This window comes from Pedobacter zeae, assembly GCF_014196715.1.
Classification (GTDB): domain Bacteria; phylum Bacteroidota; class Bacteroidia; order Sphingobacteriales; family Sphingobacteriaceae; genus Pedobacter; species Pedobacter zeae.
Map to the genome: position 1 here is coordinate 444,990 of NZ_JACIEF010000001.1, position 21,460 is coordinate 466,449.

Below are 21,460 nucleotides of genomic sequence, written 5' to 3' on the forward strand. Positions count from 1 at the left end.
GTGGTTAAAATGTCAGTGTTTTTTTACCAAAATCAAACCTTTTACCTGCTCAAAAATCAAATATTCGGCTTAAATTCGGAACATGAGTTACAGGCCTACCTATAAAGCAGCAAACACCATTGCAGCAACCATTGAGCAACATTTTGTTAAACTACACCAAAATGCAATTACAAAGGGCGAGATAGATTTGGCTACTCAACCTGACAGGGGAATTATCGAAGCCATTATAGACGTTGCTTTTTGGAGCAGCCTTCGTAAGGAAGAAGGGCATTCGCCAAGGATATCGATTGCATTTTTACAGCCATCGCAAACCTCTAAACCGTTGGTTTTTGCAAAGAGATTACCCTTAAATGCCAATACTTTAACAAAAATTGCACCCGGAATTGAACGGTCTGGTATACACCTTGGGGTTTGGGAAGAAGATGGTGAGCTTTATATCTGGGGTACTACTTTAAATATTCCCAATTTCTGCTTTGTGGTGGATGTTTCTGAGCCTGGCTTAATCGTAATTAAACACCGCCGGATTTATGGCATCGGTAAATTTACCAATGTAGCTGTGTTAAAGGGGGAGCAGATCCGCATTGTTGATGACAGGAGCTGTACCAATAGGGATTGTCCGCCGGTTTTGCAGGCCTTGTTGGATTTAACCGTTTTGGCGAGCTGGAACGATCCGATCAATATCCTCATCCAGTTTTCGGTATCGATGCGCGCGCATGGCAGGGGTGGAGCTTTGTTGATTGTGCCTAAAGGCGACACAAAATGGGAGGAATCCATTATCCACCCGATACAATACCTGGTAGAGCCCCCATTTTGCGGATTATCAAACCTTGCCAAACAGAACGGAAATCAGAGCGAAATCTTCTCGCAGGGTGCTGTTCGCCGAGAAGTAGAACATCTGGCAGGTTTAACCGCGGTTGATGGCGCAACAATTATTAATGAAGAGTTTGATCTTATTGCTTTTGGTGCCAAAATTGGCCGGGCAAAGGGGAAACCTACCGTAGAGCAGATTGCTTTCTCAGAGCCCATTGTAGGCGGAGAGGATAAGATTTTATATCCTGGTCAGTTGGGCGGTACCAGGCATTTTTCTGTTGCGCAGTTCGTGAACGATCAGCCGCAGGCTATTGGTTTTGTAGCCTCGCAGGATGGTCATTTTACCATTTTCAGCTACAGTAAAAAACAAAATATGGTCATGGCGCATCGCATTGAAACATTACTGCTGTAGTTAAATTGCTTAATTGTTACATTGTTTTATAATTGAGGTAAGGAGCACTTAGAAAAGAGCACTATCTTTGCCTCCTAAACCGTATTGCAGCGGCATCCCCCGGTTTTTTCGCCGGGGATATAGCGGAAAGACGGACGTTCGGAACCGGTGAGCAGTGCAATTGCTTTTCAAACAAAAAAGATTGTTTTTTGAGAACAGTAGCGGTAAACGGTTAACCAATTTATACAATTAACCCCAAATGATCCAGGATAAAAGCCAGCTTATTGCTGCCGCATACGAACATACACCAACCAAAGAACAATTGCTTTTTTGCGAGCGAATGTCGGTGTTTTTACAACAGGAAGAGGAGTACCGCTGTTTTGTATTAAAAGGTTATGCGGGTACAGGTAAAACCACTTCTGTAGCGGCCCTGGTTAAGGTGCTGGCTAAATTTAACCTGCGCAGCGAATTGCTTGCCCCAACGGGAAGGGCAGCAAAGGTGATGAGCCAGTATTCGTACCGGAAAGCATTAACCATACATAAGCGGATTTACCGGAAACGTTCGGCAGCATCGCCAGAAATGCAGTTTCAGCTGGCCCCAAATCTTTCCGAAAATACACTGTTTATTATCGATGAGGCTTCGATGATTGCCGATGAGTTTAATGAAACAGGTTCTTCAATATTGAGGGATCTGCTGGAATTTGTATATAACTCCAAAAACTGTTTCCTGCTTTTTGTAGGCGATACGGCGCAGTTACCTCCCGTGGGTAGTTTAGATAGCCCTGCATTGAATGAGCAATACCTAAAAGATAAATTTGCCCTGGAGGTATCGTCGGTTGAATTGAAAGAAGTGGTACGGCAGGGAAAAAAATCGGGCATTCTGGCCAATGCCACCATGCTCAGGAACCAGATTGCCAAAAATCCGGAAAATCCCTTGCCTAAATTCCTGACTAAAAACTACAGCGATATTTATAACATGCCTGGTGCACGCTTGGTAGAGGGGTTAGAATATGCCTACCGAAAATTTGGAATGGAAAATACACTGGTGGTTTGCCGTTCCAATAAAGCTGCAAATGTGTATAACCAGCAGATTAGGGCGAGGTTGTTATACCGCGAAGAGGAACTAACAGGGGGGGATCAGGTTATGGTGGTACGGAACAATTATTTCTGGCTACCTGATAATGAAGATACCGCTTTTATAGCCAATGGCGATATGGCTAAAGTGATCCGCGTAAGGGGAGAGGAAGAGCGTTATGGTTTCCGCTTTGCCGATGCCACTTTAGAGTTTATGGATTTCCCTGCGGCCGGACAGATCAGTTGCAAAGTTATGCTTGATACACTGAATTTAGAAAGTGCCAACCTGCCTTATGAGCAGAACAAGCGACTTTTTGATGGATTAAATGAAGATTACGAACATATTGCCAATAAAAGGCAACGGATGCTGGCCATTAAGGCTGATCCTTTTTATAATGCGCTGCAGATTAAGTTTGCTTATGCGGTTACCTGTCATAAGGCTCAGGGCGGACAATGGGATGCAGTTTTTGCCGATCAGGGTTATCTTACCGAAGAGATGATCGATCTGGATTTTCTCCGCTGGTTATATACAGCGGTAACCCGTGCGAAAAAAGAGTTATATTTAGTGAATTTTGCGCCACAGCTTTTTGCGAAGACGGCGTTGGAGGATTATTTTTAGAAGATAATTGTACCGGTTGTTAATAGATAACCACTAACACACAATTTTTTGTCTCGTGCCAATGTGGTGCTTAAGCTTAATTTTATTTATGCTTTTATAGTCAAACTTACTAACCAATTATATATGAAATTTGCCTTTAGTCTTAAAAATAAGCTTAAAATTGCTTTCTTACTTTTATGTATCATGTGCTGCACTTTATTGATCCGTTTTTTGGAAGATAAAAGTGTAGAGAAAATCAATGCTTCGTTTATTTCGATGTATAACGATAGGCTTATTCCGGCTACAGATTTATATTTCATTGCTGAGAATTTATACCATAAAAATGCAATTCTTCAGAAGGCATTGCTCGGAAACGACGTTTTACAGGGTTCAACGGTGCTTGTGAAAATGAATAAACATAACCGTAGCATAGATTCGCTGATCACTAAGTATGAACTTACTTTGTTGGTAAAACAAGAACAAAGCTTTTTAAATGAGCTTAAAAGGGCATTACTTGTTCAGCAGGGCTTGGAAGCTAAAATACTCAGTTTGGCCGGTGCTGAAGGGCGGATAATTTATGAGTCGGTGGGAAAAAATGCAGCTGATCAAACGTTGGCCAAGCTATCGGCCCTCATTAAAATACAATCTAAAGTGGGTAACGACCTGATTAAAGGCTCAAAGATTTTTGTTTCAGGAACGAAAGTATATTCTACATTTCAGGTTATTTTAGCTGTTGTGATCGGAATTATGATTGTAGCTATTATTTCGGCTTCGAATGTGGTGAAGATTCATAGCGATAAATTTAACCTGAATTAAACTCTCCGATTCCACTACCCTTGACAGCCTTCAATAAAATGGCCGTCATGGCGAGGAGGAACGACAAAGCTTTCTCGAAATGACGATTTCCCGAGCAGGTGTATACAGATTTCTCCCGGCCTCTGCGGGCAGGTATTCCGTTTTACGACGGTCGAAATGGCGATTTGTATAGTGCTAATTTTATTATTATTCAGCTTCGTCGTCTGTAATCAGTCTGATGGAATCGTCGGAAAGAACGATCAAACGTTCTTTGTATAATGATCCGATCGTCTTTTTGAAGGCACTTTTGCTGATCTGGAAACGGTGATAGATATCTTCCGGAGAGCTTTTGTCGCCCAGTTCGATGATGCCACCACTTTTTTTCAGTTCTTTTAACACCAGCTCTTTCGAGTGGAGGATATGGCCATAACCGCTGGGTTGCAGGGTTAAGTCGATCTTGCCTTCTACCCGGATTTTCTTAATCCAGCCTTTACGCCTTTCGCCGGGTTGAACGTTATGGAAAACCTCGTTATAGTAAAGTAAACCAATGTAGGTATTGTTGATGATGGCATTGTAACCGAGATCCGTTTCCTCGGTAATCAGTAAGCTTACTTCATCACCTTCTTCAAAATCAAAACCATCTTCTTCTACAAAATCGTACAATTTTGAAGATGCCAATAAGCGGCCGTTATTTTCATCCAAATACAGGTACACTACATATTTGTAGCCCTTTTGCATTGGTCTTTTTTGTTCACGGTTAGGTACGTACACATCTTTATCGATACCCAGATCCATAAAAACACCATCTTCGCCATCGGAAACTACTTTTAAGAAAGCAAAATCGCCAACTTCGGCATAGGCTTTTTGGGTCGTTCCGGTTAAGCGGCCATCTTTTTGTATAAAAACAAAAACTCTGATATTATCGCCAATTTCTGCACCTTTTGGTACATATTGGTAAGGTAGGATTACCTGTTTATCACCATCAGTTAAGTTTAATCCGGCTTCTGTTTTGCTTAAAATCCTTAACTCGTTGTATTTACCTATTTCAATCATTTTATTGGGGCTTAACCATTTTCTTCAATGGCTTTACTGCAAAGGTAGCAATGTTTAGTGGTAAATTGGTTTTAAATCATCGGAGATAATTTTGAGCTGTAGTCCATCATATCGTATAGGTTCCATTGATTTCATCTCGTATCAAAGAACTGAAGCGAATTCAGGATGGCTTTTATATTTATAATACCATCTTGATGGCTGTTAATAACTAACGTTAATTACAAAATTAAGGATGGTTATTAAAAAATATATATTTTAGTGGCTGATCTAAAAACATATCAACAGAATGAATAAGCTGATACCTCCATTTTTTTTAAGTGACGAATATTTTATTGACGAGAAGGTAAACTTCCTGAAGTTTGCAAACGAATACAAGGTTTATAACGATCAGGGCGCTCAGATCGGCGTTATTAAACAACGTATTTCGGGCTGGCAAAAGGTTTTAACATTATTGATCGATAAGCGAATGATGCCTTTTAAACTTGAAATTACCGATACCAACGATCAGTTACAGGCCACCATTACAAGGGGCTGGACCTTTTGGATGTCGAAAATTATTGTTACCGATCCACAAGGAATTGAAGTAGGAATAATTAAACAAAAGTTTAAATTTTTTAAGCCAACTTTTACCATTTCGAGTCCGGTAACCGGAGAAGAAATTGCCAAAATATCGGGCGATTGGAAAGCCTGGAATTTTACCATCACCAATAATTTGGGTGCAGAAATGGGTAAGATCAGTAAAAAATGGGCTGGTGCTTTGAAAGAAATTTTTACCACCGCAGATAAATACAATGTTTCCATTGATCCGAGTTATGCCGAAAGCAATCAAAAAGTGGCAATTGTGGCCACTGCCATTACGATTGATATGGTGCTGAAAGAGAGTAAATAATTGCATTGGTGAATGAGGGCATGATGAGTTATTGAAAGGCAAATGCTTACGAATAAGTTACATTCTCTCATTCAATAATTACACTTTTAATCATTTCTTTGGGCTAAATTTGGGACCTACAATTTAAGGTATCTTCATTGATATGAAAAAAACCAAAGAGGCCAAAAAGCCAGGTATTTTCAGTCTGCTTGGAAATTACAAAGGCTTAATTTTTTTGCTGATTTTTTTTGCCCTGCTCAGTAACGGGATCAACCTGCTTTTACCTAAAATTATTGCCAGTGGTATCGATTCTTATACCAGGCATACCTTCGATTTTAAACACATCCTGTTCCAGTTTTTGCTCGCTATTGTATTGGTTTTTATCTTTACTTATTTACAAAGTATGGTACAGACTTATGCATCAGAACGTGTTGCAAAAGATTTAAGGGCCAAACTTTCTGATCAGATTTCGAGGCAAAGCCATGCTTATATTATTCAGGCTAATCCTTCTAAGTTACTGACCAACCTTACTGCCGATACCGATTCGATCAAAATGTTTGTTTCGCAGGCTGTTGTTTCGATCTGTTCGTCTATATTTTTAATTGTTGGAGCAAGTATCCTGCTGCTCATGATCAATTGGAAACTGGCACTTTGTGTAATCGCTATCGTGCCGATTATTGGCGGTGCTTTTTTTTACGTGCTGAGCAAGGTAAAAGTGCTTTTCAAAAAGAGCAGGGAAGTAATTGATTGGTTGAATAAGGTGATCAGCGAAAGTATTTTGGGTTCCGCCCTGATCCGTGTAATCAATTCACAGATGTTGGAGTACCATAAATTTTTAGATGCCAACGCGAAAGCAAGGGATCTGGGAATATCCATCCTCCGCATGTTTGCCGCATTAATTCCGGTTATTGTTTTCACAGCCAACTTAGCCGGGTTATGCATTTTGGTATTGGGAGGCCATTTTGTGATTACCAATTCGATGAGCCTGGGAGAGTTTACCGCTTTTAGCAGTTACCTTACCCTTATTATATTCCCCATTTTGGTAATTGGTTTTATGAGCAATGTCATTGCCCAGGCTACAGCTTCTTACCAAAGAATTGAACATGTACTGAATGCCCCGCAAATTGCCCATCCCGGAACGTTAAAAAGCTCCTTAAAAGGAGATGTTGAAGCGAAAGATATTACTTTAAGTTTTGGGCAAAAACCAGTTTTAAAGTCGGTATCTTTTTCTGCTAAAGCAGGTTCTAAAACGGCCATTATCGGTCCTACGGCCGCCGGAAAAACCCAGTTGCTATATATTTTAACGGGTTTGACAGATGCTGATGCCGGATCGGTATTGTACGACGGACAGGAGATTAAGCAGTATAAACAGGAAGACTTCCATAAACAGGTAGGGTTTGTTTTTCAGGATAGCATTATGTTTAACATGAGCATCAGGGAGAATATTGCCTTCAGTAATACGGTTACGGATGAATCTTTGGCTAAAGCCATTGCAACAGCCGAGTTGAAAGATTTTATAGCTGCTTTGCCCGATCAATTAAATACGGTTGTTTCGGAGCGGGGAAATAGTCTTTCGGGCGGACAAAAGCAGCGGATCATGTTGGCGAGGGCACTGGCCGTAAATCCGAAAATCTTATTGCTCGATGATTTTACTGCCCGTGTTGATACCAATACGGAGAAAAGGATTCTGGAGAATATCCAGCAGCATTATCCCGGTTTAACTTTAATTTCCATTACCCAAAAAATAGCTTCTGTTGAACATTATGATAAAGTGATCTTGCTGATGCAGGGAGAAATCATTGCAGAAGGAACTCACCAGGAACTACTGAAAAATAGTCCTGAATACGTTCAGATTTACAATTCACAACAGAGTACCAGTAATTATGAACTACAACCTTAACCAGCTTAGCGCCAGGCAGGAAAAGCAATCGACTTACAAGGCGCTGAAAAGCCTGCTCAAACTGATTTCTGCTGAGCGTAAAAACCTTTGGCTGGCACTTATTGCCATTTTGGTTAATTCTGGCTTATTGCTTTTGGGACCATTATTGGTTGGTCATACCGTAGATACCTATATCCGTACCAAACAGTTTCATGGTGTGCTTATTTTTGGAGGCATCTTGTTGGTGATGTATATGGTTGCTATGGTTACGGGATATACTCAAACCAGGTTGATGGGCGGAGTAGGGCAACGGATGCTTTATACCTTGCGTAACGCAATATTTAATAAGCTACAGGAACTCCCGGTTTCATTTTTTAACCAGAATAAAGCTGGTGATCTGATTTCGAGGGTAAACAACGATACCGACAAACTTAACCAGTTTTTCTCTCAATCCTTAATGCAGTTTATCGGCAGTATTGTAACCATGATTGGAGCAGGTATTTTCTTGCTCTCCATCAATATAGAATTAGGGGCTGCTGCGCTGGCGCCTGCCGTGGTTATTGTACTTTTTACCGTTGCATTATCGCCATGGGTAAAAGGAAAAAATGCTAAAAACCTAAAAAGCGTTGGCGGAATGAGTGCCGAAATACAGGAAAGTCTCAATAATTTTAAAGTGATTATTGCCTTTAACCGCAGGGACTATTTCAGAAAACGTTTTGATGAGGCGAATAATCAAAACTACAAAACGGCAATTGGTGCGGGTTTGGCAAACAACATTTTTGTGCCTGTTTATGGTTTGTTGTCCAGTACAGCACAGATGATTACCTTATTGTTCGGTATTCATTTGATTTCTACGGATAACTTTACCCTCGGTTTACTGGTGAGTTACATCTCTTATACCACCAACTTTTATAACCCATTAAGGCAGTTGGCTGCACTTTGGACCAGTTTTCAGGTGGCGATGGCCGGTTGGGACAGGATTTCACAAATTTTATCACTGGAGAACAATTTAAAACAAATAGCGGTTGATGAAACCGTAACTTCTGATGCCCTGCTGGAATTTAAAAACGTACACTTTTCTTACGATGAGCGTAAAGAAATACTGCACCATATTAATTTAAGGTTCGAAAAAGGTAAAACATATGCCTTAATTGGACCAACCGGGGGCGGAAAAACCACAACTGCTTCGCTAATTTCGCGTTTATACGATGCTACACAAGGAACTGTTTTATTAAATGGCAAAGATATCCGGTCGTTTTCTGCTGAAGAGCGAACACAAAAAATCGGGTTTATACTACAGGAGCCATTTTTGTTTACCGGAACCGTAAAAGAGAATATTTTATACGGTAACAGCCAATATAAAGAGGTGGGTGATGAGCAGCTGGAGAAAATAATTGAAGATGCCAATTTAAATGCACTTTTGGCCCTGTTTGATGAAGGATTGAACACACCGATTATTTCAGGCTCTGATAGCATCAGTTTAGGCCAAAAACAGCTCATTGCCTTTATGCGTGCGGTACTTAGAAACCCTGAACTGTTAATTCTTGATGAAGCTACGGCGAATATTGATACCATAACCGAACAGCTTTTGAGCAGCATTTTGAACAAACTTTCGAAAGAAACTACCCTGGTGATTATTGCCCACCGTTTAAATACCATCGAAAATGCAGATGAAATCTACTTTGTAAATGAAGGCGAAGTGCAAAAAGCCGGTACGCTGAACGATGCATTAAATATGTTACTGAAAGGGAAACGGGTAAGTTAAGATCGTTATAAACTCATCAGCTTTTTGAAACCTGATAAACTTTAAAAAAATACAAATGAAAAAATATTTCTTCTTTTTGATCTTTTCAGCCTTAAGCTTTTCTGGTTTTGCACAAAATGCTGGACAGGAACTTTTTGTACAGGATAGCTTAACGTTAATTTCTTCACAGTTTAAGTTTACCGAGGGCACATCGGTTGATAAGTGGGGAAATGTTTTTTTTACCGATCAGCCGAATGATAAAATCTGGAAATATGGTATTGATGGCAAACTGAGCTTGTATATGGACAAGGCCGGAAGGGCAAACGGTACATATTTTGATAAAAAAGGCAACCTGATTGTTTGTGCCGACGAACATAACGAGATCTGGTCTATCGATAAAAACAAAAAGATAAAAGTGCTCTTCAGCGATTTTGAGGGCAAAAAGGTAAACGGGCCAAACGATATCTGGTTAGATAATAAAGGCGGTATCTATTTTACCGACCCATATTACCAACGCGATTATTGGACAAGGAAATCGCCTGAAATCGTGGGGCAAAAAGTGTATTACCTTCCTAAAGGTAAAAAAGAAGCTATTGTGGTTGCAGATGATGTAATTAAACCAAATGGTATTGTAGGTACCCCGGATGGAAAATTCCTGTACATTGCTGATATGGAAGCCAATAGGACATACCGTTATGCGATTGGTACCGATGCCAAATTATCGGATCGGAAGCTTATCCTTAATCAAAACTCAGACGGTATGACCCTAGATAACAACGGAAATATTTATGTAACCGGAAAAGGTGTAAATATATATAAACCGAGTGGGGAAAAGATAGGCCATATCGATGTGCCCGAAGGTTGGTGCGGTAACATTTGTTTTGGTGGAAAAGACAGGAACAAGCTTTTTATTGCCGCTTCAAAATCATTATATGTGATTCCGGTAAATGCAAAAGGAGTAGAGTAAAGTATGGTTTTAGTCGTTTAAAGTGGCTTAAAGCTATAAAAAATACGGATGAACTAAACAAAAATTTTTTTTTGTTCAGTTTATTCAACCCTTAAAAATATTAAACTCATTATTTAGTTTTGGATTCCTACTTATAGGGATAGACGACTATGAAAAAGCCCTCTCAGGATTGAAGGGCTTTTTTAATTTTACTGTCATTGTCGTCCCGGATGTATTAAGGCGTCTTTTTATATTGACAGCCCTGTTTAATGTGTCATATTTAAATATTCCTGCTAATCTTTAAGTTACATCACCAACAACAGTTAGTTCAGCTGAGCATATCGGAGCGGTCTTTAGCTTTTATTTTAAGCCTCCCGGAACAGGTTAATGATTGAATCGGTACCATCGGATCTTGTCGGTCAGGAATTGTATAGGTCCTGTTACATTTAACCTTAATTGGAATAATTTTTTAAATTAGCATATATTCATAAAAACCCGATAAGCTTATGGAAAATCTAAAAGAAGAGACCAAAATCAAAGCTTTCCTCAGCAGGATAAAAGCAGAGTGGCCGGGAGTTGTTGAGCGCTTTGAGTTTAAAACAGGAAGTGTAATTTACGTTCACCTAAAGGAAGGCATATCAAGTATGGATTTTCTCGGCAAACTTTCCAGAAAGGTAGAGCGTTTTGTCGATTTCAGTATGCCAATCATCTTGTATCATATTGAGAGTGACGGCATGAACTTAAGATCGCATCCTATTAATTGGTATTCATCCATTACGCAAGGAAAATCTTTTTAACACCTTAAATAGCCCTGCTTGGTATCTGACGGTAAAATGGTTACCATAATTTTTTACTGTATAAATCTTTTTGAGCATAATTGGCAATTTTGTTTGCCAGTAATTTTGGTTTTTGGGTTTTAATCCTATTTTTGGTTTTTAATTTAAAAACATCCAGTATAATGAAAAACGGAACAGTAAAATTTTTTAACTCAGAAAAAGGCTTCGGCTTTATTAAAGAAGAAGGTGGATCTGAGATTTTTGTGCATGCATCAGGCCTGATCGATGAGATCAGAGAAAATGATACAGTTGAATACGAAGTTCAAGAAGGCAAAAAAGGCCTTAATGCAGTAAAAGTAAGAGTTGTTTAATTCTTCCCGAAAAAGATTTTGAGCAGGATTTAGTCCTGCTTTTTTTTGCTCCAATATTTTAGTAACCGGATATACCGGTTAATGAACAAAAAGGTTGAAAAAATTTCCTTCTCATTCCTAGCAGATTACCACGCTGATTTTCTTTACCCGCTATCTGCACATTTGTTTTTTAAATTGGATTTTTATTTTTGCCCCTGCCGAAATACCCGGCCTGAACCAAACAAACTAACTATTTTTGCAACTTTCTATTTTTTCAATCCAGGAATCTGTTATAAACAATAAACCGCCAGATCGGGGAACTTTTATGGCTGCAGCACAATTTGTAATGGCACTTAACTTTGCCCACGAATTTGAGCTTTTAAGCTTATCAGCAATGAATGCTCAACCCGAGCATGCTAAAAAAGGCGGACTGGTATTTGTACGTAATGGCCGACTTAAAATGCATCCTGAAATTTATGATCATTTAGCGCTGATATCAATATCTTCTATCTGTGCCGGAAGTGTTTATTTCCATGGGCGGGATAAAATTGCTGCAGAAATTGTAAACCTTCCTTACCGGGAGGGACTTTTAAATCTGGAGGGCGGAGAAGAGGATTATATGGCGTTTAAACGTTTGTGTAGCCCTGTATCCCGGTTTTTTTTACTGCAGGCTAAAAAAGTGCAATGGTCTGCAATCCTTTCTGCCTTCCGGTTTTTCATGATGGAAGGGATTTGGGATGTGGTTAATTTTATCGTCCATGCCATGCAGCGGGCAGATGCCGATGTACTTGCCTGTGCGCAACTTTTGGAAAGCATGCAAAAACAACCTTGGTACCCAGCTTTTTGTAGTTCACTTCATGATTTTCGTGCCACCCGTTACCCTTTAAATAAAGTAGGTTTAGAATCAGAGCTGCCAGAGATGGCCTAATTATTTTAGGTAATTTTCTATTAAAGTACTTAATTCGTCTCCGATAGCCCTATTTCCCATATTGCTGAGTTTTTGCTGCGAAGAATTGTGCTTTTCGATATATGTAGCCTCTGTTTTATTAAATTTAAGGTAACCCTGCTCAAAATAACGCTCTTCAATTTCTGTAGAAGAATCCATCGACCTGAACCATAATTTAATCAGCGAACCGGTTATTTTATCAAAATAAAGCCAATGGTAAGTCGATTCCGCATCGGCATTGTCGGGCAGGCCAAGACGCTGAATTTCTAAAATAGTGGTATCAGCATTTTGAAAAAAGTATAAAATCTTATATTTAGACGACATGCGGCAAAAATAGGACTTAATTTTTTATGACAAAAAAGATTTTTGCTGTTTAGATTTAATATTGTTGGCTTAAACGAATTCGTTTTTTCCCCACAGGACTATCTTGTGGGAACATCTTTGACGTGTGAGTTTTTAGGCGTTATGCTGCCTAACTTTAATAATACAATCTCAACCTATAGTTTTTTAAGCGATCAAAACTTGCTATTGGCAAGAAAGATGCTGAAATAAATTCAGCATGACATAACATTAAAAGATTCTGCACTGCGTTCAGAATGACAGCCAGGTATTGGTCTTGGTCCAAGATCTGTGATCTTGACCCTTACTTTGCGGATTTGTAACCTGCATTCAGATCTATAGGTGTGTAAGGATTATAAATTCTTGGTTCGTAATACGGGATTACAAATCCCCGCTGACAATTACATTAATGTTTCTCGCCTTTAACCACCTTAAACAAATGCAAAACCTGCGGAAAAAGCGCATCTAAACTTTCTTCTACACCGCCTTTTGATCCCGGGAAGGTGAATACCAGAGTTTCTCCGATAAAACCTGCTACACCGCGCGAAAGCATGGCGTAAGGCATGCGCTCCTGGCCATAACGACGCGCCGTTTCCATCAGTCCTTCAATCTTTCGGTCAATTAAAGGTGCAATGGCTTCCGGCGTTACATCGCGGGGTGAAAGTCCTGTACCTCCGGTAAAGATAACCAGTTGAAAACCAGATTTATTTAATTCGATGGCCTTATTTCTAATCGTATCCATTTCGTCAGGAACGATTTCATATTTCGCTGTATTGATTCCCCATTGCTCCAAACGCGAAATAATAGTCTTGCCAGAAGTATCATGCGCTTTATTTTCGAAGACGGAATCTGAACAGACGACCACAGCCGCTTTAATTTCGGGGAATTTATCATTTTTGAGATCAGATTTTCCTCCTGATTTTTTTAATAACCTGATATTTTCGATTTCAACTCCTTTATCAATTGGCTTTAACATATCGTACATGGTTAAAGCAGTAACAGATGCACCATGCATCGCTTCAACTTCAACCCCCGTTTTGTAAATGGTATGTACCTCAACATTAATGATGATGGTTAAACCCTCAATTTGGTAGGTAATGGCTGTATATTCGACCGGAAGCGGATGGCAATCCGGAATTACATCACTTGTTTTTTTTACGCCAAACAAGCCTGCAGCACGGGCAAATTCGAACACATCGCCTTTGGGTATTTTGCGCTGTTCTATAGCATCGATGGTTTCCTGCTTCGATACCTTCACCGTAGCGGTAGCTATGGCAACCCTTAACGTGTTGGATTTTTTTGTGATGTTTACCATATTTAACTATTTTCTTTCCACTGATGGGTTTTGTCTTCGAATATTTCTTTGCCCCAGATCGGTAATTCTGCTTTTAACCGGTCTACCACTTCATCGCAGGCAGCTATTGCCGGTTTACGGTGTGCAGACGAGGTAAAAACAAAAAGGCAGATTTCACCGGTTTTAACTGTTCCTAAGCTGTGGTAAATGTGCATGCAATGGAGTGGGTATTTTTCGAAAATATCTTCCCTGATCTGATGCATTTTATCTAGGGCAATTTCTTCATAAGCCGTATATTCAATTGCAGCTACGAATTTGCCGTCAATTTCATCTTTTCTCACCTGGCCCATAAAAATACTATGCCCTCCAATGGCAGTTTTGCTGCTGTGCTTTGCAATGCTGTCGGCTATAAAAGCAGGCTCAATCGGCCCTTTAACAAATATGTTTTTTATCTTTTTTTCGCTCATGTTAGGATTTTAGAAAATAATCTCTCCATTTTACGATGCCACCCTTTAAGCTGTAGATCTTTTTGGCATCGCCGTATTTTTCCTGCATGGCTTCTGCTGCGGCTACACTTCTAATGCCATGCTGGCAGATTAAAACCACCTGTTTTTGGTAAAAATCTTTATTTAGGAACGCCGCAAACTCCGACATGGGTACCTGGGTATAAATCTGTTTATCCAATACCGGAACCTCGTGCCTTTCGCGTACATCGATTAAAATTGTCGACTCCAGCTGCTGGAGTTTTACCAGTTCGCTGGCATCAATTTCTATATATCCCTGTGGTGCTTCGCTGGTATCCTGATAGTCCATATTTAAAAAATCATCAACTGTTTTAGGTAGCGTATAACCGTTTCCGTGGCTGATGTTGATGATATACTGCTCTTGTGTAAGTAGGTTATAATTTAATATTTTATTGGTTAACGGTTGCCCGATTTTAGTGATCAATTTGATCGTTTCTGCCGCTGCCATTGTACCTAAAATGCCCGGTAATACGCCGATAACACCATTTTCTGCACAATTTGGAATTTCGCCTTTATCCGGTGCCTCGGGAAAAAGGTCGCGGTAATTGGTGCCGGGTGCTAAAGTCGAATGGTCAGGAGCGTTAAATACAGCTAACTGCCCCTCAAAACTCGATACTGCAGCAAATATAAGTGGTTTATTCAGTAGTGAACAGGCATCGTTAACCAGGTACCTTGATTCGAAATTGTCTGTACCATCCAATATGTAATCATACCTGGATAAAATATCGAGGATGTTATTTTTTTGCAAACGAATGGGGTGACGAATGATCCCGATCTGGGGATTCATCTCCTGCAGGCGTTTTCCGGCTACCTCTGCTTTCAGCTTTCCTATATCAGCGGTTGTAAAAAGAATTTGCCTGTGTAAATTGGATAATGAAATGGTATCATCATCAACAATACCAATGTGGCCAATGCCTGCGGCCGCCAGGTACTGCAACGCCGGACAGCCCAAGCCTCCGGCACCAATGACCAGCACTTTTGCCCTCAAAAGCTTTTGCTGTGCTTCCTCTCCAAATCCTTTAAGGATAATCTGCCTGTTGTATCGCTCTGCACTCATGTGTTCTTTAGCCGCCAGAAAATGGTGGCATGATGGCTATAGTTGCCTGGTTTGTAATTTCGGTATTCTGTTGGACAATATTTTTATTCAGGGCAAGTTTGTATTTTAAGCCTTTTAAGGCCGGAAACCGATCTTCGAGGTATTGTTTAAAGGCATCGGTATCAGTAATGCCATCAACTTCAATTTTTTGATTATTGATGAATTCGGTAATCTGACCAAAACTGATAATTTCAATTTCCATGCTGCTAATTTACCTGTAAGATGCTGATTTTACTCAATCCTTTTACAAATCTTCTTCCAGTGGCAAAATCGCTGGGTGTAACAATGGCAATATTCCCTTTTTCGGCCTTTGCTGGCTCAGTATCATAACTGCTTAAAACCATTAGCTGGTTTCCGGTTGGAGAATTAAAAATTTCATTCCACGAGTACACCACTTTATAATTATCTGTTGCCGTAAAAATAAGGTAATATTCGCTCAGTGTTTTGGGCGAAGCGGCCTCTATTTCTACTTTGGCTAAAATGTCTTTTAAAAGTACACCTTTAATGTTTCTGATGCTGCCTTTACGTTGCATCAAATGGTTGAAAATCGTCACACTATCCAGATTAACGGGTTTATAAGCACTTAAATTGTTTAAAGTGATGGTTAATGGCCTTTTAACCTTACCTTCGATGGTAAATTGCCTGCTTTCCTGGGCATTTGCCATAACAGTAAAAAATAATAATAGAATAACCAGGTATTTAATATTATGCATGTGTAAATAGGAGTTTATAAGCAGCCAGTGCCAGTACACAGGCCAGCACGTTTTTTAAAACGGTTTGAGGAAACTTTAAGGCACCAAAATAAGCACCGCAAATGCCACCAACAAAAGCTACCCCAACATAAGCGAGCATGTGGCTGTTAAATTCGAAGCCTTTAATCAGCTGGCCACCTAAACCGGCAACTGAATTCACAAAAATAAATGCTGCACTGACGGCTGCGGTCTGTTTTTGATCCGTCCACTTTAACAGTAGCAGGACAGGGGAAAGGATAATCCCGCCTCCAATGCCGATCATGCCCGAAAGCAAGCCGATAATGCCACCAATAGTAAGCGATAAAGGAACATTTGGGGATTTGAAATCTTTGGGATCGGTATTTTTAAAGAAGAAAAAACGGATCACCGGGATCAGCAAAAGCAGGCCCAGAATCTTCTTATAAATGGAATTTTCGATTACCATCATACCACCAATAAATGAAAGCGGGATAGAGGCAAGTGCAAAAGGCCAAAAGGTTTTCCACTTAAAATGGCCGCCACGGTAAAATTGGATAAAGGAGGTAGAAGAAACAAACAGGTTAAGCAATAACGCCGTAGGTTTCATAATGGCAGGCGAAATGGCAAAAATAGCCATGAGTGCAAGGTAACCACTTGCACCGCCATGCCCCACCGAAGCATATAAAAAAGCAACAATAAAAAGTAAACAATAAAAGAGGATGAAGCTTTCTTGCATGGTTTAGTTGGGTAAAATCATTACGGTTAGGAGGTCGTTTTTATTAAAGTGTTCCTGTGTTTCATCGAGGCAGATCAGGCAATTGGCCTGTGCAAAGGAGCTTAAACGGTAAGATTCCTGAGCACTGAGCGGGGTAACCAATCCATTTTCATATTTGCCTTTCAGGAAATGTGTTAATCCCGAAGGCTTGGAATAGGAGTGGGTAAGCCTTGCCTGAGCCTCCATTACACTGTTGTTTTTATGAGATAAGGTTTTAATAGCTGGTAATACATAATTATAGTAGCAGCTGAGTACGGAAGAAGGATTACCCGGAAGACCAAATATTAGTTTTTGATCTTTTGTCCCAAAAAACAAAGGTTTGCCGGGCTTCTGTTTTACCTTGTGGAAAATCTGTTTGATGCCACAATGTGAGGCTGCTTCTATTACGAAATCGTAGTCGCCCACACTTACACCCCCTGTTAGCAGAACAACATCGCTGCTTACCATTGCCGTTTGTAGTACGTTTTTAAGAATTCCGAGATCATCATCGGCTCCGTAAATGGCAACCTGTTCAATCCCTTCGTGATTTAAAGCAGCGGAGAGGGAATAGGAATTCGATTCGTAAACCTGTCCAAATTCAAGAGGCTTACCCGGTTGCTGTAATTCCTTTCCCGTTACAATAATTGCAATCTTTGGCATAGGGTAAACGCTAACCTCACTGATCCCGATACCCGCCAGGAAGCCAATAGCGGCAGGACTCAGGAAATCGCCCTTTTCCATTGCCAATGCCCCGGCCATAATCTCCGAACCCTTATCCCGTACATTTAAACCAGGTTTTAAATTGGGGTCCTGTAAGGTAATTTTTCCATCAGCCTTCGTAATTTTCTCCTGCATCACAACGGTATCGGCACCTTTGGGGAGTGGAGCACCTGTAAATATTCTACTGGTTTCTCCGTTTTGGATCGTGATGCTGGTTGCCGTTCCGGCAGCCATTTCGCCAATTAAATGCAGCGCTTTCTCGCGATCATCAAATTTTAATGCGTAGCCATCCATAGCAGATTGGCTAAATGCCGGGATATCGTATTGGGCATGAACATCGGCTGCAAGAATGTGACCTGATGCCTTTGCCAGGTCGATTGAAATCGGATTTAATGCCTTTATGTGTTCGGAAATGAGGTGTTTCGCTTCTTTAACGCTAATCATGAAAATTTTATCCTCCAATGGTAATCATACTTCTGTTTTGAATGGTCGTTGCATCAATTTTTTCGAAATCGCTTACCAACTGCCCACCCAATGCCTTCTTTTTACTCCAAATGGCCGATTGGATCAGAGGAAGCACATCTTCATTTTTCCGTAATGGAGTAAGCAGATCGGTTTCGCTATCCGAAAACAGGCAGTTTTTTAGCTTTCCATCTGCTGTCAGGCGCATGCGGTTACAGGTATCGCAAAAAGGATGAGTCATGGTGCTGATAACGGCGAATGAACCCTCATGTCCGGGAATCATAAAACCTTTCGCCGTATCGTGAGGTTCTCCTTTAACGGGTAACACGGTGAATTTTTTTTCTATCACAGCCAGTATTTCATCCAGGGAAAACATTTTATTGCTCGTCCATTTGTTCCCGCTAAAGGGCATAAACTCAATAAACCTGATTTGGATGGGATTGTGTTTGGTCCAACTGATGAAATCGTTGATCTCGTTGTCGTTAAGACCTTTCATCACCACCATATTTATTTTGACCTTTATTTTATGCTGCAAAAGCAGTTCGATATTACTGCGTACCTGGTGGAAAACATCCCGCCGGGTAATCATAAAAAATTTCTCGGGTTGTAACGTATCCAGGCTGATGTTAACGGTTTTAATGCCTGCTTCTTTTAATACTGGCAGCATTTCGGCAATTCGGGTTCCGTTTGTGGTAATTACGAGCTCAACCGGAAGTTTACCCAGTGCGGTAATAATCTGGGCTGCATCTTTCCTCACCAATGGTTCACCACCAGTGAGCCTGATTTTTTTTATACCATTAGATACAAAAATTTCTGCCAGCTTAATAATTTCGTCAGTTTGCATCAACCGGGAGGCTGGTGCGAAGTCGTAATCTTCTTCAGGCATGCAATAAAAGCATCGAAAATTACAGTTATCGGTAAGCGATATCCGCAGGTAATCGTGTATTCTTCCAAAAGAATCTGCTATCATTGCTGGCTAATTAAATGATTATAATCTGTTTCTGTATCAATATCAATTCCTCCGCGTTCAAAAACTACTGTTTCCAGATCCTGGGGATACTGTTTTAATATTTTTTTTGCACCTTCCGTTCCGCTGAGCGCTAAAAGTTCCTCAAAGTAATCTTTTTTGAAGAAAACAGGGGTTCCTATCGTTTCGTCATAGGCACTGGCAATGATATTTTTACCTGTTGCTGTATGCTTCTCGATTAAGTTATTAAAGTTACTCATTTTTATGAAAGCCTGGTCAGCGACAGCGATAATGATACTATCTATTTCACTATCAGTTTTGATCATGGCTGAGAGCCCGGCCACAATACTCGAGGCCATTCCGTTTTCCCAGCTATCATTAATCACGATGCTGATCCGATCATTATCATGCTGGCTGGCTATTTCTTTGGCATTTGCACCTAAAACCACTATAACAGGCGTGCAATTTGTTTCTAAAGCTTCATTGATTACCGTTTGCAGGAGTGTTTTTCCTTTGTAATCCAAAAGCTGTTTCGGCCTTCCTAAACGTGAAGAGCTGCCCGCTGCCAATATGATGATGCCCGTTTTCAATGCTTGGTTATTTTGGTTCGTAAACATGGATCGGTTTTTTTTTCTCTTTTAAGAACATAGCCGAAGCGCCTGTAAAAACGGATTTAATCTCTGCCAGGATAGAAATGGCAATTTCTTCAGCAGTTTCGGCTCCAATATCCAATCCAATTGGTCCGTGTACCCGTGTTTCATTTGCCGGTGTGGCCAAATCCAGTTCATCTAACATTCTGAGCAGCTTTTTCTTTGGCCCAAGGGTACCAATATATGGCGCGTTTGTATCGAGCAGATACTTAAGCAGTTCGAGGTCGTAATTGTAATTATGTGTCATCAGAACAAAAGCTGTTTGCTCATCTATCTGAATCTGAGCCAAAACACTTTGCGGTTTGCTTATCAAAATCTTCGTTGCATTTGCAAAGCGTTGGGGTGTGGCATGTGTAGGCCTTCCATCTACAACGGTTACTTCCCAACCTAAAAGATAAGCCATTTCGGCCAGGGGCTGTGCATCATTGCCTGCACCCACTATAATTAGCGAAATTGGAGGGTGTATAAATTCTATAAAGGCATCTATCTGTTGACTGTTGACCTCGTAACTTTTAAAAGCCGTGGTTTTATTTTCAGAAACCTCCCGGATATCGTTAACTGCTTCATCATGGATTGATTTTGAGATTTTAGAATAAACAGGTTTATTCCTGAACAGCATACCTGTACCCAATTGTTGTTTGTCTCTTAATGAAAAAAGCGTTACCAATACGGCACTTTCCCTTTTGCTTTGCAAAGCAGTTAAAATAGCCATGGGGTTTAATGCATCTGCTTCTATAATGGGTTCGAACAGGATATGCACAATACCATTACAGCCCAGCTGAACGCCAAATCTGGCGTCGTCTTCGTCGGTTGTATCGTAAGTAATCAGCTTGTTTTCCTGTTGTACTATTGCCGAAAGTGCTTTTCGTAAGGCATCACCTTCTAGGCAACCGCCGCTTATGGCGCCTGTTAACTGACCATCGTCCGTAATCAGCATCCTCGCACCAGGCCTCCGGTAAGAGGAACCTTCTACTTTAATTACCGTTGCGAGGGCTGTTTTTTTTCCTTCTTTGGTTGCCTTTTGATATGCCTTTATGATATCGGTAATTTCTTTCATTAGGGATTGATGCAATAGATGATGCAATTTAGCGATAATCCATTACAAAATGATGAAAAGCAAAGGTATACCCTTTAAAGTAGTGTTATTGGTAAAATGCCTGGATTTTTTTGATTCTTCTTGTGCAGTCAGATGTTACCATTTGACTGAAAGTAAACTAAATGCATATTATCCCTGCAGTTTGCTATATTAATCAGTCTGTTCAATTATATGATCAGTATCAGATAGTAATATCTGACACCGCCAGGAAAGAAAGCCCTAAGATATCCTTCACGAGGATATAACATTCAACAATAATTACCGGAAAATTCAATATTAGGCTCAAAAAGGCTCGGAGTGAAAAATTTCGAGGTTAATACAGTGCAAGCCAATGCTGTTAAAGAGCTCGGTAATTTCTTTGGTCCAATCTCTTTGCGAATCTACCCTAAGGATTTTATCAGAATCCCATAAATCGATATTCCATTTAATTTCTTTGAAACGGCTGTTCAGCAATGGGCTGATTACGTTTAATTCGCTATCTGTGGATACATTTGTTTTGAAAACGGCTATCATAATGAAATGTTTTTAGGTTCGTTATCAAGGGTAGACGTACAGCTTTAGAAATTACTTTAAACCAGGATGATTTTTTGAAACTATTTTTAAAGTAGGGTTAAAGAA

General features: G+C 40.2%; 23 protein-coding genes. 10 read left to right on the top strand and 13 right to left on the bottom strand.

The genetic code is table 11. The features are described from left to right. Positions 1 to 82 precede the first annotated feature (82 nt). From GGQ60_RS01730 to GGQ60_RS01740, 3 genes are all read left to right on the top strand, one after another. Positions 83 to 1,222, top strand: coding sequence for a putative sensor domain DACNV-containing protein (locus tag GGQ60_RS01730; RefSeq protein ID WP_183759670.1), 1,140 nt, complete (start codon positions 83 to 85; stop codon positions 1,220 to 1,222). A gap of 238 nt (positions 1,223 to 1,460) precedes the next feature. Continuing rightward, the gene (locus GGQ60_RS01735; protein ID WP_183759671.1) at positions 1,461 to 2,894 is read left to right on the top strand and encodes an ATP-dependent DNA helicase; all 1,434 of its coding nucleotides are present in this window, start codon (positions 1,461 to 1,463) and stop codon (positions 2,892 to 2,894) included. A 123-nt stretch (positions 2,895 to 3,017) separates the two neighbouring features. Continuing rightward, on the top strand, positions 3,018 to 3,689 hold the full coding sequence (locus tag GGQ60_RS01740; RefSeq protein ID WP_183759672.1) for an MCP four helix bundle domain-containing protein: 672 nt from the start codon (positions 3,018 to 3,020) through the stop codon (positions 3,687 to 3,689). Between the two features lie 186 nt (positions 3,690 to 3,875). Here the strand turns inward: GGQ60_RS01740 and GGQ60_RS01745 are convergent, their stop codons facing one another. Further along, entirely contained in the window at positions 3,876 to 4,721 is an 846-nt protein-coding gene (locus GGQ60_RS01745) for a CvfB family protein (protein WP_183759673.1), read from the bottom strand. Positions 4,722 to 5,007: 286 nt separating this feature from the next. Here GGQ60_RS01745 and GGQ60_RS01750 point away from each other — a divergent pair, with 286 nt between their 5' ends. The 7 genes from GGQ60_RS01750 to GGQ60_RS01780 all read left to right on the top strand — a co-directional run bounded on the left by GGQ60_RS01750 (position 5,008) and on the right by GGQ60_RS01780 (position 12,212). Continuing rightward, the gene (locus GGQ60_RS01750) at positions 5,008 to 5,610 is read left to right on the top strand and encodes an LURP-one-related/scramblase family protein (RefSeq protein ID WP_183759674.1); all 603 of its coding nucleotides are present in this window, start codon (positions 5,008 to 5,010) and stop codon (positions 5,608 to 5,610) included. A gap of 142 nt (positions 5,611 to 5,752) precedes the next feature. Beyond that, positions 5,753 to 7,489, top strand: a complete 1,737-nt coding sequence (locus GGQ60_RS01755; RefSeq protein ID WP_183759675.1) for an ABC transporter ATP-binding protein — start codon at positions 5,753 to 5,755, stop codon at positions 7,487 to 7,489. Beyond that, positions 7,473 to 9,233, top strand: coding sequence for an ABC transporter ATP-binding protein (locus GGQ60_RS01760; RefSeq protein WP_183759676.1), 1,761 nt, complete (start codon positions 7,473 to 7,475; stop codon positions 9,231 to 9,233). The genes GGQ60_RS01755 and GGQ60_RS01760 overlap by 17 nt, the downstream gene beginning before the upstream one ends. Before the next feature lie 55 nt (positions 9,234 to 9,288). Beyond that, entirely contained in the window at positions 9,289 to 10,179 is an 891-nt protein-coding gene (locus GGQ60_RS01765; protein ID WP_183759677.1) for an SMP-30/gluconolactonase/LRE family protein, read from the top strand. A gap of 485 nt (positions 10,180 to 10,664) precedes the next feature. Then, a complete protein-coding gene (locus GGQ60_RS01770) occupies positions 10,665 to 10,955 on the top strand; it encodes a hypothetical protein (protein ID WP_183759678.1) in 291 nt (96 codons plus the stop codon). Positions 10,956 to 11,116: 161 nt separating this feature from the next. Beyond that, on the top strand, positions 11,117 to 11,305 hold the full coding sequence (locus GGQ60_RS01775) for a cold-shock protein (RefSeq protein WP_183759679.1): 189 nt from the start codon (positions 11,117 to 11,119) through the stop codon (positions 11,303 to 11,305). A 304-nt stretch (positions 11,306 to 11,609) separates the two neighbouring features. Then, positions 11,610 to 12,212, top strand: a complete 603-nt coding sequence (locus GGQ60_RS01780) for a hypothetical protein (protein WP_183759680.1) — start codon at positions 11,610 to 11,612, stop codon at positions 12,210 to 12,212. Here the strand turns inward: GGQ60_RS01780 and GGQ60_RS01785 are convergent, their stop codons facing one another. From GGQ60_RS01785 to GGQ60_RS01840, 12 genes are all read right to left on the bottom strand, one after another. Further along, positions 12,213 to 12,554 carry a hypothetical protein gene (locus GGQ60_RS01785; RefSeq protein WP_183759681.1) on the bottom strand — a complete coding sequence of 114 codons (342 nt, stop codon included), beginning with the start codon at positions 12,552 to 12,554 and terminating at the stop codon, positions 12,213 to 12,215. It lies immediately after the preceding gene. A 421-nt stretch (positions 12,555 to 12,975) separates the two neighbouring features. Then, a complete protein-coding gene (moaCB, locus tag GGQ60_RS01790; RefSeq protein ID WP_183759682.1) occupies positions 12,976 to 13,884 on the bottom strand; it encodes a bifunctional molybdenum cofactor biosynthesis protein MoaC/MoaB in 909 nt (302 codons plus the stop codon). Positions 13,885 to 13,886: 2 nt separating this feature from the next. Continuing rightward, positions 13,887 to 14,330, bottom strand: coding sequence for a molybdenum cofactor biosynthesis protein MoaE (locus tag GGQ60_RS01795; protein WP_183759683.1), 444 nt, complete (start codon positions 14,328 to 14,330; stop codon positions 13,887 to 13,889). A gap of 1 nt (position 14,331) precedes the next feature. Beyond that, a complete protein-coding gene (locus GGQ60_RS01800; protein WP_183759684.1) occupies positions 14,332 to 15,444 on the bottom strand; it encodes a ThiF family adenylyltransferase in 1,113 nt (370 codons plus the stop codon). Between the two features lie 7 nt (positions 15,445 to 15,451). Next, the gene (locus GGQ60_RS01805; RefSeq protein ID WP_183759685.1) at positions 15,452 to 15,685 is read right to left on the bottom strand and encodes a MoaD/ThiS family protein; all 234 of its coding nucleotides are present in this window, start codon (positions 15,683 to 15,685) and stop codon (positions 15,452 to 15,454) included. 4 nt (positions 15,686 to 15,689) lie between these two features. Further along, the gene (locus GGQ60_RS01810; protein WP_221235854.1) at positions 15,690 to 16,196 is read right to left on the bottom strand and encodes a molybdopterin-binding protein; all 507 of its coding nucleotides are present in this window, start codon (positions 16,194 to 16,196) and stop codon (positions 15,690 to 15,692) included. After that, positions 16,189 to 16,929 (bottom strand): sulfite exporter TauE/SafE family protein, encoded by a 741-nt coding sequence (locus GGQ60_RS01815; RefSeq protein ID WP_183759686.1) that lies wholly within the window; start codon positions 16,927 to 16,929, stop codon positions 16,189 to 16,191. Before GGQ60_RS01815 ends, GGQ60_RS01810 begins: the two co-directional genes overlap by 8 nt. A 3-nt stretch (positions 16,930 to 16,932) precedes the next feature. Further along, positions 16,933 to 18,111, bottom strand: coding sequence for a molybdopterin molybdotransferase MoeA (locus GGQ60_RS01820; RefSeq protein WP_183759687.1), 1,179 nt, complete (start codon positions 18,109 to 18,111; stop codon positions 16,933 to 16,935). Positions 18,112 to 18,118: 7 nt separating this feature from the next. Then, positions 18,119 to 19,099: a GTP 3',8-cyclase MoaA gene (gene moaA, locus GGQ60_RS01825; protein WP_183759688.1), complete on the bottom strand. Its 981-nt coding sequence runs from the start codon at positions 19,097 to 19,099 to the stop codon at positions 18,119 to 18,121. Then, on the bottom strand, positions 19,096 to 19,713 hold the full coding sequence (locus tag GGQ60_RS01830; RefSeq protein WP_183759689.1) for a nucleotidyltransferase family protein: 618 nt from the start codon (positions 19,711 to 19,713) through the stop codon (positions 19,096 to 19,098). Before GGQ60_RS01830 ends, moaA begins: the two co-directional genes overlap by 4 nt. Beyond that, positions 19,694 to 20,803 (bottom strand): XdhC family protein, encoded by a 1,110-nt coding sequence (locus GGQ60_RS01835; RefSeq protein WP_183759690.1) that lies wholly within the window; start codon positions 20,801 to 20,803, stop codon positions 19,694 to 19,696. The genes GGQ60_RS01830 and GGQ60_RS01835 overlap by 20 nt, the downstream gene beginning before the upstream one ends. A gap of 321 nt (positions 20,804 to 21,124) precedes the next feature. Next, positions 21,125 to 21,355 (bottom strand): hypothetical protein, encoded by a 231-nt coding sequence (locus tag GGQ60_RS01840; protein ID WP_183759691.1) that lies wholly within the window; start codon positions 21,353 to 21,355, stop codon positions 21,125 to 21,127. Between the last annotated feature and the right edge of the window lie 105 nt (positions 21,356 to 21,460).